Source organism: Microbacterium suaedae, assembly GCF_003254645.1.
Classification (GTDB): Bacteria; Actinomycetota; Actinomycetes; order Actinomycetales; family Microbacteriaceae; genus Microbacterium; species Microbacterium suaedae.
In genome coordinates, this window is record NZ_PNFD01000004.1 from 164,708 (window position 1) to 178,521 (window position 13,814).

General features: G+C 68.0%; 16 protein-coding genes and 1 pseudogene. 10 read left to right on the top strand and 7 right to left on the bottom strand.

Going from position 1 to position 13,814, the window contains the following annotated elements; translation table 11 throughout:
• Nucleotides 1-165: 165 nt before the first annotated feature.
• Nucleotides 166-571 (top strand): annotated as a pseudogene (locus C0012_RS15750) (transposase); the annotation flags it as partial.
• Nucleotides 572-971: 400 nt separating this feature from the next.
• Here the strand turns inward: C0012_RS15750 and C0012_RS13055 are convergent.
• Nucleotides 972-1,613: a response regulator gene (locus C0012_RS13055; protein ID WP_232527929.1), complete on the bottom strand. Its 642-nt coding sequence runs from the start codon at nucleotides 1,611-1,613 to the stop codon at nucleotides 972-974.
• Nucleotides 1,614-1,914: 301 nt separating this feature from the next.
• Between C0012_RS13055 and C0012_RS13060 the strand changes: the two genes are divergently transcribed.
• Nucleotides 1,915-3,105 carry a sensor histidine kinase gene (locus tag C0012_RS13060; RefSeq protein ID WP_162622946.1) on the top strand — a complete coding sequence of 397 codons (1,191 nt, stop codon included), beginning with the start codon at nucleotides 1,915-1,917 and terminating at the stop codon, nucleotides 3,103-3,105.
• Nucleotides 3,106-3,115: 10 nt separating this feature from the next.
• Here C0012_RS13060 and C0012_RS13065 read toward each other — a convergent pair whose 3' ends face one another.
• Genes C0012_RS13065 through C0012_RS13085 form a run of 5 tightly spaced genes read right to left on the bottom strand, consistent with a single transcriptional unit; the run spans nucleotide 3,116 to nucleotide 6,439 of the window.
• Nucleotides 3,116-3,796 (bottom strand): endonuclease/exonuclease/phosphatase family protein, encoded by a 681-nt coding sequence (locus C0012_RS13065; protein ID WP_111467045.1) that lies wholly within the window; start codon nucleotides 3,794-3,796, stop codon nucleotides 3,116-3,118.
• 47 nt (nucleotides 3,797-3,843) lie between these two features.
• Nucleotides 3,844-4,743, bottom strand: a complete 900-nt coding sequence (gene truA / locus C0012_RS13070) for a tRNA pseudouridine(38-40) synthase TruA (protein ID WP_111467046.1) — start codon at nucleotides 4,741-4,743, stop codon at nucleotides 3,844-3,846.
• Nucleotides 4,740-5,432, bottom strand: coding sequence for a 5'-methylthioadenosine/S-adenosylhomocysteine nucleosidase (gene mtnN / locus C0012_RS13075; protein ID WP_111467047.1), 693 nt, complete (start codon nucleotides 5,430-5,432; stop codon nucleotides 4,740-4,742). Before mtnN ends, truA begins: the two co-directional genes overlap by 4 nt.
• Nucleotides 5,429-5,899, bottom strand: a complete 471-nt coding sequence (locus C0012_RS13080) for an S-ribosylhomocysteine lyase (protein ID WP_111467048.1) — start codon at nucleotides 5,897-5,899, stop codon at nucleotides 5,429-5,431. Before C0012_RS13080 ends, mtnN begins: the two co-directional genes overlap by 4 nt.
• Nucleotides 5,900-5,950: 51 nt before the next feature.
• Nucleotides 5,951-6,439 carry an FBP domain-containing protein gene (locus C0012_RS13085; protein ID WP_111467049.1) on the bottom strand — a complete coding sequence of 163 codons (489 nt, stop codon included), beginning with the start codon at nucleotides 6,437-6,439 and terminating at the stop codon, nucleotides 5,951-5,953.
• Nucleotides 6,440-6,479: 40 nt separating this feature from the next.
• Here C0012_RS13085 and C0012_RS13090 point away from each other — a divergent pair, with 40 nt between their 5' ends.
• On the top strand, nucleotides 6,480-6,974 hold the full coding sequence (locus tag C0012_RS13090; RefSeq protein ID WP_111467050.1) for a YajQ family cyclic di-GMP-binding protein: 495 nt from the start codon (nucleotides 6,480-6,482) through the stop codon (nucleotides 6,972-6,974).
• Between the two features lie 1,093 nt (nucleotides 6,975-8,067).
• Here C0012_RS13090 and C0012_RS13100 read toward each other — a convergent pair.
• Nucleotides 8,068-8,571 carry a hypothetical protein gene (locus C0012_RS13100; protein WP_162622947.1) on the bottom strand — a complete coding sequence of 168 codons (504 nt, stop codon included), beginning with the start codon at nucleotides 8,569-8,571 and terminating at the stop codon, nucleotides 8,068-8,070.
• Between the two features lie 423 nt (nucleotides 8,572-8,994).
• Here C0012_RS13100 and C0012_RS13105 point away from each other — a divergent pair, with 423 nt between their 5' ends.
• From C0012_RS13105 to C0012_RS13130, 7 genes are all read left to right on the top strand, one after another.
• The gene (locus C0012_RS13105; protein WP_111467052.1) at nucleotides 8,995-9,252 is read left to right on the top strand and encodes a hypothetical protein; all 258 of its coding nucleotides are present in this window, start codon (nucleotides 8,995-8,997) and stop codon (nucleotides 9,250-9,252) included.
• A gap of 197 nt (nucleotides 9,253-9,449) precedes the next feature.
• A complete protein-coding gene (locus tag C0012_RS15500) occupies nucleotides 9,450-9,911 on the top strand; it encodes a hypothetical protein (RefSeq protein ID WP_162622948.1) in 462 nt (153 codons plus the stop codon).
• Nucleotides 9,895-10,425: a helix-turn-helix domain-containing protein gene (locus tag C0012_RS13110; protein WP_162622949.1), complete on the top strand. Its 531-nt coding sequence runs from the start codon at nucleotides 9,895-9,897 to the stop codon at nucleotides 10,423-10,425. The genes C0012_RS15500 and C0012_RS13110 overlap by 17 nt, the downstream gene beginning before the upstream one ends.
• Nucleotides 10,426-10,824: a DUF6941 family protein gene (locus C0012_RS13115; protein ID WP_111467054.1), complete on the top strand. Its 399-nt coding sequence runs from the start codon at nucleotides 10,426-10,428 to the stop codon at nucleotides 10,822-10,824.
• A 265-nt stretch (nucleotides 10,825-11,089) separates the two neighbouring features.
• On the top strand, nucleotides 11,090-11,710 hold the full coding sequence (locus tag C0012_RS13120) for an amino acid deaminase (RefSeq protein ID WP_111467055.1): 621 nt from the start codon (nucleotides 11,090-11,092) through the stop codon (nucleotides 11,708-11,710).
• A gap of 357 nt (nucleotides 11,711-12,067) precedes the next feature.
• Nucleotides 12,068-12,763, top strand: coding sequence for an HAD family hydrolase (locus C0012_RS13125; RefSeq protein WP_111467056.1), 696 nt, complete (start codon nucleotides 12,068-12,070; stop codon nucleotides 12,761-12,763).
• A gap of 38 nt (nucleotides 12,764-12,801) precedes the next feature.
• A complete protein-coding gene (locus C0012_RS13130) occupies nucleotides 12,802-13,809 on the top strand; it encodes a PhnD/SsuA/transferrin family substrate-binding protein (RefSeq protein ID WP_111467057.1) in 1,008 nt (335 codons plus the stop codon).
• Nucleotides 13,810-13,814 lie beyond the last annotated feature (5 nt).

Sequence of the window (13,814 nt, forward strand, 5' to 3'; positions counted from 1 at the left end):
TGCGAGAACCTCGGGCTTTCACGGTTGATCTGACCGATCGCGGTCTGCCGCAACAGAAAAGTTCTCCTGATCGGGGAGAATAGTGCTCCCCTACGGAACTGTTCACTCCCGACGAAGGAACACTTTCACGGTGGACACCGCTCGCGTACCCACGCCTGCATATAAGCGCGGCATGACCCGGCAAAGGTGATCTGCGACGCGGCGATCAGCCTCACCTTCGGCGGCGACGCGCTCAGCGACATCGACGCGCTCAGCGCGGAGCCTGCCGTCCACGGGCAGGTCGCGTCGGATCCGACGATCTCCCGCACCATCGCCGCGCTGGCAGCAGACGTGTCCCGCGGCGAGGAAGCCGTTCGGGCCGCCAGGCGAACGGCGCGAGAGGCCGCGTGGTCGCTCGCTGGCGAACACGCCCCGGCGCGAGCCGGTCCGCGCGGGACCTCTGCTCGTCGACCTGGACGCGACACTGATCACCGCGCACTTCGAGAAAGAGGACGCCCGACCGACGTTCAAACGCGGCTTCGGGTTCCATCCGCTGATCGCATCGATCGACCATGGCGCTGACGGCGAGCCACGCCAGGGCGCGGGCGCGGGCGCGGGCGAGCTCACCGGGTTGCTCGACCTCACTGGTTGGCCCGACTGGATGCGCGTCATCGTCCGCCGGGCGCGAGCCGAGGGCCGTATCCGGGACGCGAAAGACACCGGCCTGAGGAACCTCCCGTTGAAGACGTTCAGCCAGTACCGCGTCCCGTGTCTCATCGTCGGAATCGCCAGCGAGCTGATCGCCTGACTCGGCCTCCTCGCCCACCCCACCGAGCAGGCACGCCGCTGGGAGCCGAAAGGCTTCCGGCACCGCCTGTTCCCCCTCCGGGCCGTGATCGCTCGCACCGGCAGAGGCATACACCCTCTGAACACGAGGTCAGCTCGTCGAGGCCGGTCGGCAACGTCACCACAGGGGCATTGCCGACGTCCGGTTACAGACTCACCAGCGATGCTTCCGCCGCGTGCAGCACGACCTGCAGCCTGTTCTCCACTCCCCACTTGCAATTGATCCGGTTGATGTCAGCTTTCACCGTGGCCTCCGAGTAAGAGAGCTCGCGCGCGATCTGCGCGTTCGACAGCCCGTCCGCGATCAGTTCTACGACCCGCAACTCTCGTTCGCTCAGCCCGTCCGCCCGTATGGCAGTAGCCGCCGCGTGCGGCGCCGTCGCGAGCATCTTCTTCACCAGCGATGTCTGCACCGCCGGCGCGAGCACGCGATCACCCGCGTGGGTGGCGATGACCGCATCTGCGAGCGCCTCGGGTGTCGAGTCCTTCACGAGATAGCCATGGGCGCCGGCGCGCAGGAGTTCAACGACACGCCACTCCGTCGTGAAGGTCGTGAGAGCCAGCACACGGCAGGGCAGGCCCGCCTCGACGATCCGCCGTGTCGCCTCGACGCCGCCGACCCGCGGCATACGGATATCCATCAGCACGACATCTGGCATCAGTTCACGACAGGCCTCGAGCACGTCGGCGCCGCCCGCTGCTTCGCCGACGACGTCGATGCGATCGTCGACCCCAAGGAACGTGCGGATCCCGTGCCGCATGAGCGATTCGTCGTCGACGATGAGCACCCGCACCGGATCCATACATGGACGTTATCGTGCTGTCAGAGGACGAAACCCTAGCCCTGGGTTTAGGGTTTCGCGCGGGATCCGCGCCCGAACGTGGAATGATGCGAGTCGGTCAACAGTCACGATCATGATTTCTCTGAAGGAGCTCCCGTGTACGAATCGGACGACCTTCATCACCTCGGGGTACCAGACAACGTCGACGACCCGACATGGCTCTGCGAGGTCTTCGGTATCTGTGACTGAATCGTCCGAGTCTCTCGACGCTCAGACCACGCTCATTCATGCGTCCTTGGACGCAAGGATGAGCACTCTCCTGCGCAGCCGGGAGCTGTGGGGGCCGCGGCACTTCCATCGCCTCTCACAGATCCTGATCCTCATCGCCGCGGCATCGTTGGTCTTCGTCAACGTGGGATTCGCATTCGTCGACGGCGAGCTGTCGCCCTTGGGGATCGTCGGGCTGCTCATCTACGCGAGCATCGGACTCTTCGCCTGGCGGCCCCACGTCGCCTCGATCGTCGTCCTCGTCCTCGCGGCGATCAGCGTCGTCGCCTACGACAACATCGCTCTGCTCCTCGCCGCTGCCCTGACCTACACTCTGGTCACGGCGACGTGTGCCGTATGGGTCATGGCCGCTTACGCCGTCGCGATCGCGCTCCTCACGGCGTACGCGTCCATCGCCGACACGAACCTGACAGACGCGGGCCCGATCGGCATGGCCGGCGCCACGCTCATCGCCTTCCTCGTCGGCTTCGCCTTCCGGGTCGCGACGACGCGCGAACGTGCGCTCGAGCGCGAGCGGCTCCATGCGGTCGAAGACCTGACGCGCATGGCGCACGACGAGCGGGAGCGGATCGCCGACGAGCTGCACGACGGCATCGCGCACGACCTCACCCTCATCCGGTTCCATTCCCAGGGGCTCCCGCTCCACACAGAAGACGCCGACCGCGAGATCTCGCTCACGACGATCCAGAACTCGTCCGAGCGCGCCCTCACCAGCATCCGCTCACTGCTGGAGGTCATCCGCGGTGCGCACGAGCCGTTCACCGACCTCGAGCCGCGCTACGGCGAACGCATCGAGCGCGTGATCTCGTCGCTCACGACACTGCTCGGCAACACGGGGATCCGCGCCGGTTCATCGGCGCCCGACTCTGAGGATCCGCTCGCCGAGCCCGTCAATCGCGCGCTGACGCAGGTCGCCATCGAGGCCGCCACGAACATCATCAAGCACGCCCCACGCTCCATCTCCGCACAGATCGAGCTCACGCGCCGCGACGGCGAAGTCGAGCTCGCGATCCTCAACGTCGATCAGAGCGCCGGGGCGCGGCGACCGTCATCGGGCGGACGCGGCATCGCCCGCTCGCGCGAGCGCGTCGAGCAGCTCGGCGGCCGCATGCACGCCGGATCCACGATCAACGGCTGGGTCGTCAACGCGATCCTTCCGCTCGAGCCGCGGCATTCCGACGCCGTTCCCGGCGCGCTCCGACCGAGCTGAGCGTCCCGCGTCACCGCCCGTTCCGGCGGTACTCGGCCTCGACGAGAATCGGCAGGTGGTCGCTGGATCCCTGCGGCAGCGTCGAGATGTCACCGATCGACAGTCCCCGGCTCGTGACGAAGTCGTAGTGACCCTTGAAGAAGCGGTAGCGCGTGTAGGTGCGCGAATCGCTCAGCGTCATGTCGTAGCCGTGTTCGCGGATCCGGTCGCCGAGGCGCTCCTTGAAGATCGGGTAGTTGTAGTCGCCGACCATGAGCGTCGGGGTGCCGGGGCCCAGCCGCTCGAGCGCCTGCAGGGCCGCGCGGATCTGCGTGCGCCGCAGCGAGTTGAGCGCCGTGAGCGGCGCGGCGTGGAACGAGGCCACCGTGATCTCGCGCCCGGCGTCGATGTCGAACAGCTGCACGCCGAGAAGCCGCTCGTGCGCGGGCTTCAGCACGATGTCGTGCAGCGATCGCTTCAAGCCCATCGACACCGACTCGACGAAGCGATACCCGTTCTCGCGGAAGTACAGGGCGAGCCCGAGCCGGTTGCGGTCGGTGGCCGCCGCGAGCCGGAGCCCGTCGATGCGGGCGGGCAGGCTCTCGACATCGGCCTCCTGCAGGCAGACGACATCGGGCTCCCATCGCTCCACGCGCGCGCTGAGCTCCGCCGCGGCGGCGTGTTTACGGAGGTTGTACGACAGGACTCGCATAGTTCTCTCACGGTATCCCCGACGCGTGACCGCACGGTAGCGACGGGCTATGAACTCCCCATGACCTCGTTCGGATCGCGACGCGCGCGCGTCTGCTCGGCGCGCGCAGCGAGCTGGTCGTCGGCGGGGTAGCCGACCTCGGTGAGGGTGAGTCCGCGCGCCTCCCGCACCGCGAAGGCGCTCGTCCGCGTCAGCTCGTCGCGCAGCCGGGCGGCATCGGCGACGGCGAGCCGCCCCTCGCCCACGGCGACGCACGCGCCCACGAGCGCCCGCACCATCGAATGGCAGAAGGCGTCAGCCTTCACGTTCGCGACGAGCACGCCACGGTCGTCCCTGCTCCAGTCGAACTCCAGCAGGGTGCGGATGGTCGTCGCCTCGGGCCGCGGCTTGCAGTACGCCGCGAAATCGTGCAGGCCGGTGAGGGAGCGGGCGGCCGCATCCATCGCCTCGCCGTCGAGCCGGGCGCGCACATGCGTCGTGTCGTGCCGGCGCAGCGGATCGTATCCGGTCTTCAGATCGGCGACGCGGTATGCGTATCGCCGCCAGGTGGCGGAGAAGCGGGCGTCGAATCCCTCGGGAGCCGTCGAGGCGCGCGTGACGGCGACGTCGGCGTACGGCCGCAGCACGCCCTGCACGCGGCGCGCGAGCGCGGCGACGGGATCCGCCGGCGTCTCCCGCCCCTTTCGCCGGGGCTCGGTCGCGCGGGCCCACTGCTCCTCGTCGAGATCGATGTGCGCAACCTGCCCGGTCGCGTGCACGCCGGCGTCGGTGCGGCCCGCGACGACGAGCCGCGCGTCGCTGCGGAGGATCCGCGCGAGCGCGTCTTCGATCGTGCCCTGCACCGTGCGCAGTCCAGGCTGGCGCGCCCAGCCGCTGAACCCGGATCCGTCGTACGCGATGTCGAGACGCACGCGGTGAGCCCGCTGAACGGGCGGCGGGGTCGTCACGCGGCGAGCCGCGCGATCGCGTCGATCACGGCGGCGGCCGAGCGCGATGCAGCGTCGTCGATGTGGGTCTCGAACTCGTCGGCGTCCGGCGCGCACAGATCGCTCACCGCGCGGCAGGCCGCGAAGCGGGCGGAATGGTTGAAGGCGATCTGCGCGATCGCTGCCGTCTCCATGTCGACGGTCAGGGCGTCGGGGAAGTCGCTCCGCAGTCGGTGAGCCAGCTCGCTCGTCACGAACGCGTCGCCGGATCCCATCGCGCCACGGCGCGCATCGCCGGAATCCGCGAGCGCGGCTGCGAGCTGCGGATCCGCCGGATAAGTCGCGGGCATGCCCGGGACCTGTCCGAGCGCGTAGCCGAACGCGCGCGCATCGGCCGTGACGTTGACGACCTCCGTGCCGACGACGATGTCGCCCACCGCGACGTCCGCCCCCAGGCCGCCGGCGGATCCGGCGCTGATGAGGACGACCCCCTCGGGGCCGTAGCGGTGAATCGCGCCGGTCGCGGCGTCGGCGGCATTGACCATGCCGATCCCGCTCGTGACGAGCACGACGGTCGCGTCGCCGAGCACGACGCCGCGATGCACGGCGCGGCCCACCTCGACCGGCTCGCTGACATCGCGAGCGGCGTCGAGGAAGGGCTGGGCCTCTTCGTCCATCGCGACCTGGATGACGATCGCCGTCACGCTCATGCCTCCGCGGATCCGGCCGCGAACACCGTGAGCCACTCGCCGCGCCGCGCCAGGAAGTCGCGCGCGGCCCGCTGCGCGCCCTCGAGCGTGTGGTTCGCGCCCCAGCCGCACTGCACCTCGTTGGCGGCGGGCACCTCGGTCGCCTCCGCGATGTCTGCGAGCGTCGCGCCGACGAGCTCGGCGACCTGCGAGGTCGTGTGCTCGCCCTGCAGGATCAGGTAGAAGCCCGTCTGACAGCCCATCGGCGAGAAGTCAATGACGCGATCGGAGTGCTCACGACTCTTCTCGGCGAAAAGGTGCTCGAGCGAGTGGATGACGGGCATCTCAAGGTGCTCGACGTTGGGCTGCGCGAAGCGCACGTCGTACTTGACGATGACGTCGCCCGCCGGCAGCTGCTTGCGGTCGGCGAGCCGAAGATACGGCGCGGCCACCGCCCGGTGGTCGAGGTTGAAGGATTCGACGTTCATGCGCGGCGAGTCAGTCACGCCTCCAGGCTACCGGCGATGAGCCCGGTCGCCTCAGTCCGCGTCGCGGACGCGGCGCACGAAGTCGCGCATGCGGCGGGCCGTGCTGTCGATGCGGAAGTCGACGTCCGCCCGGAACTCGCCAGGAGCGAGCGGATGCGCGATCCGCACGTTCTGATGGCACGACGCGTCGGCGCACATATACGTGCCGATGCTCTCCTCGCGCCGCCCCGCTTCGCCTCCCTTGCGGGCACTCATCATCGTGACCTGATTGCCGGGCTGCATCGTCCGGCAGATGTTGCAGATGCCGTTGCGGGCCCGCGACGACGAGGCGGCGACGCGCAGCACCACCCCGGTCGGCTCGCCGTCCAGCTCGACGACGGCGTAGCAACGGCTGCGGGTCGCGGGATCCCGCCAGGCGAGGAAGTCGAGATGAAACCAGTCTGCGAGCATCAGATCCGGTGGAAGATCGAGGATCTCGAGATCACGCTCGTCGGCGTTGACGAACGACGCACGGATGACATCTGCCGTGAGCTCCTGCATGATCCCGTCAGTCTAGGGCGGCCCGTCGTAGGCTGGTGTCATGGCCGACAGCAGCTTCGACATCGTCAGTGAGATCGACCGCCAGGAGGCGGACAACGCCCTCAACCAGGCGCGCAAGGAGATCAGCCAGCGGTACGACTTCCGCGGCACCGAGACCGACGTCGCGTGGTCCGGGGAGCAGATCCTCATCACGGCGAACACGGAAGACCGCGCGACCGCCGCGCTCGACGTCCTGCAGTCGAAGATGATCAAGCGGGGGATCTCGCTCAAGAGCCTCGACAGCGGCGAGCCGTTCGAAAGCGGCAAGCAGACGAAGATCGTCACCTCCCTCAAGGAGGGCATCGCGCAGGACGTTGCGAAGAAGATCGGGAAGATCATCCGCGACGAGGGCCCCAAGGGCGTCAAGAGCCAGATCCAGGGCGACGAGGTCCGCGTCAGCTCGAAGAGCCGCGACGATCTGCAGTCGGTCATCGCCCTCCTCAAGGGCAAGGAAGACGACCTCGACGTCGCACTGCAGTTCCAGAACTACCGGTAGCGAACGCCCCTGACCTGGGGTTTTCAGGTTCCAGTCCGCGCAGAGTCCGCAGAATCGAGGATCTCGCGCGCGAAGTCCGCCGTCGCGGCGCGCGTGCGGTCCTCAGCGGACGGCCAGAGGTGCGAGTACGTGTCGAGTGTGATCGACGGTTGCGAGTGGCCGAGCGCGCACCCTCCCCTGCCACAAAGACACCCTCAGTGCCGCCACAGCGTGCCCCCGTGCCACTCGCACGGGGCGCGCGCCCTTTCCCGTCCTGCCCCACCCGTAGGATCCTCACCATGCACCGGCACGAGCGCGACCGCGTCCAGCGCGCCGGCCACAAGTTCGCCGAATCCCTCCGTCCCCACGCGGCCGAGAGCGCCCCTGCGCCCTCGAGGCGTTCGACAGCAACATGGACGCGGGTAAGTGGTGGCACGCGATTCTCGGCCTCCTCGGACACACCCCGACATCGCCAACGTGCGCTTCCTCGCCGCAGCACTCGACCGGATCGAGACCGACATCCTCCCGCAGTTCGGTAACCACGCCGACGAACAGGAAGACCGCGAGCGATGCCAGCACGTCATCGATGGCGCGCTGGCGCATATCGAGTGTGGGCTGAGCCCGAGACCGGCGGGGAGGCGTACATCCCGCTCGCTCCGCACAAGCGGGCGAGGTCTGAAGCATTCGTCGCAGAGGTTGCGTCGCGGTTTGGTGGCACGTACATCCCAGCCGGAACAACACCGTACGCAACAGGCGCAGTGGTCCCAGCGGACGTCGGCCCCACGGAGGTCCCCTCTGCCACTCCTCCGATCGGGAATATGACGATGCAGGCGGGCCCGACGCCGCGCGATTCGATGAACGACGTCGTGTTCGCGTTGCGGGCGTACTCGCTCGGCAGCAAGCCGGGAGGTGGCGTTCGTGGTTGATCGGACAGGTGCGATGCTCTCGCACGCCACGTTGACACGCGCGCCGTGTCCGCGCGTTCAGCGGTGGACGTGCTCGTCGCCATGCCCGAGGGCACAGCGACGGTAGCCAGACCGCCCAGACAGAAGCCCCGGCCCTCGCAAGAGGCAACGGGGCTTCTGCGTGCAGGAGAAGTCCGGCCGCTCGGTCGTTAGTAGGCCAGCGGCGTCCTTCTGAATGTGCGGGTATCCGATTCGCCGTGTACGCACCATGTCACCTTGACCTCTGGCGTTCTGGACGTCCCCGGCGCTTCGAGGCTGAACTCGTAAACATCGCCGTGATCCACTTGCGCGGGCAAGGGGCGGCGGGTGGTATTCACTTTCGCAAGGGCACCATTGGCGACCTCAATGGTTTCAATGGTCGCCTCGCGGCCGGTCGTGTTCGTGAGCGCGAGACGATGGCCCCCCGTTCTACGCAAAGTGCTCCACTCCCCAGGGGCTGCACGCTTGAGAGCCTCCGCGTGCTTTTCAGCTGCAACGGTGGCTCGCTTCGATAGCTCCAACGCCTCGTCGCGAGCAGACTCCGCCGACCGCTGCGCAGCTAGGGCATCGTCGCGGCCACTCACCGCAGCACGAGCCTGCACGAACGCGAACACGGCAGATGCGACAGCGGCAAGGGCTAGGACGAGCGTCAACCACAGCATCGAAGCTTCCATCCCCACAGCGTCCCAGACACCGACCCCCGCGTCGGCACCTCATCCCACGGGCAAGAGGCCCAAACGAGGTGATCGACATGGCACGGGGTCGAACATTCGAAGACGGCGCACGTGCGCGCGGGACGAAGGCATATGCTCGCGTCATGATCGACCGATTGTTGAAGGTCGCCGAGGTGGCGAAGCTTCTGGGCGTCGGCCGCGACTGGGTCTACCGACGCATCAACTCGGCGAGATCCCCGTCGTCGAGCTCGGCAACGAGAGGCACAACCAGCGGATCCGGGAGTCGGACCTCGAAGCATTCATCGAGCAGCACACTTACGGCCGCCCGCAGGGGTAGCGGCGGGCGCTTTACCTTCGTAGAGCACCCTGCTCTCTCCGCTCAGCCCTCTTGGAGCGCCACCGGTCTTGCGGTAGAGAGACCACATGACGACCGAATCACGACCGCCCCTTCTCACCCTGCGCCAGGTCGCGGAGGTCCTGCAGGTCCCGTACGAGATCGTTCGCACCAACGTCTACTCCGGCAAGTGGCCGCACGTCAAGATCTCCCAACGCAACAGACGGATGACCGACGAGCAGGTGGACGAGGTCATCGAGATGGCCTCGCACACCCCGGCCCCGTCGACGCGCGCCGATGCGCGGAAGCGACGCGACAACATCCGCTCGATGCTCAAGGCGATCTGAGCGCCTGGTCGACGCCCCGCGCTGGCCCGCTGACACCTACGCGGTGGCGGGCTCCGCGGGAGGGGCGACTTTTCGTACTACCGTCCCGCTGTGGGGAGCCTCTAGGATCGCTAGCAACCTGTTGTAGGTGCCGACGTGGGGATTTACTTTTGCCTAAAGTTGCGCGTAGAGTCATCGCGGACGGAGAGTATTGCGAGGTGACGTGCGCGGTGCGGGCCGACGGGACGACATCTCCCGCGTCCGACCTCCTCGACGATCTGAGTGAAGGCATGTGGGATGACCCCGAGGCAGAGTCGTTGCCCGACGAGTATCAGCCGACGTTGCGCCGGAGGCTCATCGCGAACATCGAGTACTTCGCGAACCACGGCGAGCTTGGCCGTGACAGCTACAACCGATTGCGGGACGGTATCTGGGAGTTCAAGGCGTCGGGCGTGCGGATCAGCTTCTACGACACGGACGGTATCGGTGGCTACGACCCGAAGCACGGAGAGCGCGTGAGCACATGGGACCAGCGGTACATATACGAGCTCCCCGAGTTCGATGAGTTCATACGTCTCGGACACGCATTCCCGAAGACGTCCCAGAAGACAACGGAAGCCGATCTGGCGTCGTGTGCGACTGTGCGGGAGGAGGACCTGGAACATGACATCTGCAATTGAGGACAGGGCAACCCTGGGCGAGCTCGAAGAGCGAACTGCCGAGGGCAGACGTGAGATGGCAGCGGCGCGTGTCATGGTGCACGCCGCGCAGAGTCTCAGTCGTGCTTTCGAATTGAGTGGCAGAACGCAGAAGGATCTCGCCCACGAACTAGGCGTCAGCGAGGGGCGTGTCTCACAAGTGCTCCACGGCGACGGGAATGTGCGCCTGTCGACATTGGCTCGCTATTTGCGGGCGATGGGGTACGTCGTTGAACTCCAGGTCAACCCAGCAGACAATGCCGTGCCGCCGTTGCGCGCGCGGCGCAGGCGGCGAGGTCGTCGTGCATCTGAGCGAGAGCAGCACGACGTTTGGGCGGCTCCCGTCGAGCATGACGGGCGGTTTGGGGTCAAGATCATCGCAACACCGCAGGGTGTGCCGCCGATGACCCCCGAGTCAGCTCCACTTCAGCGTGTGGCGCAGACCTCGACTCAGTTGGAGGCGACGTTCGCTGTGAAGCGGGAAGTAGGTAGATAGATGCGCATCGCCATGGCCGTGGCAGCGGACGCCGCAAACGTACGCGAAGGGATGATGAACGTTCTTTCCGCGGGCGTGACTCAGTTCGTTCGCGAGGAGTATCCGGCACGGCTTGGAATCGACGTTGCGTTGATGATCGAGATCACGCCGGAGGAACTCGCGTCAAATGGTGCTATCGAGGCGAGATTCACACTCGTTGCACCGAGTGGCGAGACGGTCGCTGCGATCGACGGAGAGTTCGCCTGGGCTGGGTCGGAGGCTGAATCCAGCAGCTACCTTGCCGCGCCGGTATCGTTCCGTGATGCGGTCGTTCCCGAGCCCGGCACGTACGTGATCCGAATTGCGGTCGCTGATCTCGACGAGATCGTCATCAAACTGACGGGGCATGCGCCTGTGTGAGGCACTGTGCTGTCGCTGCGGCGCCCTCCTGCTTCGGCAGGGGGTCGCTTTCGTCGCGCGCTTGTCTCGATGGCCGGAATCAGGATCCGGTCAACGCCCCATCCTCGCCTAGGCTGGGCCCAGAGAGTCCGCACAGAGTCCGCAGGATCTTCAACTCTCCACTCGCGCACACCATCACGGATCGACGATTAATGCCTGATCAGACCGAAAACCGCTACGACCCACAGCAGGCCCCGATTCTCGGGGATCTGTTCCAGAACTACCGGTGAGCGACCCTTCCCTCGAAGCCGCCCTGCGGCGCGTCGATGCCGACGCGCTCGCGGGGCGGCTCGACGAGTGGGGCTGGTCGACCGTCGTCGATGAGAACGTCGGCGCTCCCGTCATCGAGCGGGACCTGTTCGACCAGCTGCACGTCGCGGCCGGGATCGTCGCCGACTTCCCCCTCGGCAACGCAGGCGTCGTTCACGTCTACGGATACCTCTTCTCGACCGTCGTGACTCCCTACGGGCTGAAGTCCGCCCGCTGGAACGACGGGATCCTCGCTCGTACACTCGGCCTCCCCGAGACCGCGTTCCGCCTCGGCGACAGCGCCGAGGAGACGCCCCTGCAGCGCGTGACCGATGCCGCACTGCCGCCCCTCCTGTCGCCGCCCGCCGATGCTGCGGGCGTCATCGAGCAGCGCGTCGGCGACGCGACGACCCGCGCCGTCGTCACGCGCCCGGCCCCCGATGGATCCGCCGCCCTGATCTCCGGGATCGACACGGGCCGCGGGTTCCGCCTCGTCACGGTCTTCCCCGTGGCCGATGCGGCCACCTTCGCGCGCGATGCCGCGGCCGAACCGCCGCGCCTCCGCTGGAACGCGGCGCTCCCTCCCTTCGGGGCCTGAGCGCTACGGAAGCCCCACCCTCCTCGGCGCCTGAGCGCGCCGGAACGCCGGATATTCGCCCAAAAGTCGGATCCGCCGCCCTCTCCCGATCCGCACTTCCGGCGATTCTCCGGCGTTGGTGCCCGTCCTCACGTCGCGGCGCCCGGCGTCCGTCCCGCGTTGCAGCCTCGCGCCAGCGTCCGAGGCTCCGGAGAATCGCCCGCCCTTCGGATTCTCTCCGTGGAGGGATCCGCACCTCCGGCGATGCTCCGGCGATCGAGCGCGCCCCGCGACACCGAATGTTCACCCAACCGTGACCCATCCGTTCACGTAATCCTTCTACGGTGGACGCATCGTCCACAACAGCGAGGAGAACACGTGGCTTCGACGATCATCTTCGACTTCGACGGCACGGTCGCCGTCGGCAATGGGCCCGTGCTCGCCTACGCTCGCGAGATCGCCCCGCACGCAGGCGGCGACTACCTCGCCCGTGTCGAGGCGACGCTGACGGCCTTCGACGGTGGTCGCGACTCGACATTCCGCGACGGCTACGACGTCGTCGGCAGCCTCGCCACGGAGGCGGGGGTGGATCCCGGGGCGCGACAGCGCGCCTACCTCGCGAGCCGCGGATCCCTGGCTTCCTCGGGCGCCGAACCCGCGCCCGGCCTCGCCGATCTGCTCCGGGAACTGCCGGACGACGCGCGCGTCGTGCTCGCCACGAACGCCCCCCGCGCGGGCCTCGACGAGGTCCTCGCGGCATGGGAGCTGCGCGACGGATTCGACGAGATCCGCGACAGCGTCGGCAAGCCCGACGGCCTCACGCCGATCGTGCGCGAGGCTCTCGCCCACGGCCCCGTGCTGTCGATCGGCGACATCGTCGAGAACGATCTCGCCCCGGCCTCGGCGCTCGGCGCCGCCACGGCGCTCGTCGGCGCGACGGCCGCGACGTCGCCCGCCGACGTCACCATGCGCGGCTCGACGCTCGCCGACCTCGCCCCCACGATCCTCGCGTGGGCGCGCCAGCACGACGGATCCGCGATCCGCGACCGCGTCCCCTCCTCCCCGACCAACTGACCCACCCCAGCAGCACCCGTCCCCGAAAGGTGATCCACATGCGTACGAAGACCCTGCTCGCGTCCGGCGCCGCCGCGACGCTCGCCCTCGGACTCGCCGGCTGCAGCGCCGGCGGCGAGGACACCGCCTCCGCCGACGGCGAATGGCCCGAATCGATCACGATCTCGCTCGTGCCCTCTGTCGAGGGTGAGGACCTCGCGGAGGCCCTCGACCCGCTCACGGGCTACCTCTCCGATGGCCTCGGCATCGAGGTCGAGGGCGTTGTCGCCAACAACTACGCCGCGACGGTCGAGGCCCTCGGCGCCGACCAGGCGCAGGTCGTCATCACCGACGCCGGTTCGCTCTACCAGGCGACCCAGCAGTACGACGCCGAGCTCATCCTGCGCGATGTGCGCTTCGGCGCGACGTCGTACGCGTCCGTCGCGTACACGAACGACCCCGACACATACTGCGAGGACGAGCCCGTCCTGGCGACGTACGAGGCGAGCGGTATCGAGCTGTCGTACTGCAACGGCATCGAGCCGGGCGGCGAGTCGGCCACCGGCCAGGGCCCCGCCGGAATCGAGGCACTCGCCGAGGCCGAGGGCGCGAAGGTCGCCCTGCAGGCCGCAACGAGCCCCGCCGGCTACCAGTACCCCGTCGTCGCGATGCGCGAGCTGGGCCTCGACACCGACGCCGACATCGAGCAGATCCCCGTCGAGGGCAACAACAACGCCGTCCTCGCCGTCGCGAACGGCGACGCCGAGATCGGCTTCGCGTACTGGGACGCGCGGACGACCGTGGCCGAGGAGGTCCCCGACATCGCCGAGAAGGCGGTCGCGTTCGCCTACTCCGACATGATCCCGAACGGCGGCGTCGCCGCGTCGAACACGCTGCCGGACGACCTCGTGGCCGAGCTCACGAGCCTCATGGACGAGTACGCCGACTCGTCTGAGGAAGCCGCGACGGTCATGTTCGACCTCGTCGGACTGTCGGACTGGAGCGCCGACACGGCGGAAGACGAGATCACCCGCTACGGCGAGATCCTCGAGCAGTTCGCGGGCTGACCGAA

Excerpts from the sequence above, each read along its gene's own strand:
- C0012_RS13060 (WP_162622946.1), top strand. The coding sequence starts at position 1,915 with ATGAGCACTCTCCTGCGCAGCCGGGAGCTGTGGGGGCCGCGGCACTTC.
- C0012_RS13065 (WP_111467045.1), bottom strand. The coding sequence starts at position 3,796 with ATGCGAGTCCTGTCGTACAACCTCCGTAAACACGCCGCCGCGGCGGAG.
- mtnN (WP_111467047.1), bottom strand. The coding sequence starts at position 5,432 with ATGAGCGTGACGGCGATCGTCATCCAGGTCGCGATGGACGAAGAGGCC.
- C0012_RS13080 (WP_111467048.1), bottom strand. The coding sequence starts at position 5,899 with ATGAACGTCGAATCCTTCAACCTCGACCACCGGGCGGTGGCCGCGCCG.
- C0012_RS13085 (WP_111467049.1), bottom strand. The coding sequence starts at position 6,439 with ATGCAGGAGCTCACGGCAGATGTCATCCGTGCGTCGTTCGTCAACGCC.
- C0012_RS13090 (WP_111467050.1), top strand. The coding sequence starts at position 6,480 with ATGGCCGACAGCAGCTTCGACATCGTCAGTGAGATCGACCGCCAGGAG.
- C0012_RS13100 (WP_162622947.1), bottom strand. The coding sequence starts at position 8,571 with ATGGAAGCTTCGATGCTGTGGTTGACGCTCGTCCTAGCCCTTGCCGCT.
- C0012_RS13105 (WP_111467052.1), top strand. The coding sequence starts at position 8,995 with ATGACGACCGAATCACGACCGCCCCTTCTCACCCTGCGCCAGGTCGCG.
- C0012_RS13110 (WP_162622949.1), top strand. The coding sequence starts at position 9,895 with ATGACATCTGCAATTGAGGACAGGGCAACCCTGGGCGAGCTCGAAGAG.
- C0012_RS13115 (WP_111467054.1), top strand. The coding sequence starts at position 10,426 with ATGCGCATCGCCATGGCCGTGGCAGCGGACGCCGCAAACGTACGCGAA.
- C0012_RS13130 (WP_111467057.1), top strand. The coding sequence starts at position 12,802 with ATGCGTACGAAGACCCTGCTCGCGTCCGGCGCCGCCGCGACGCTCGCC.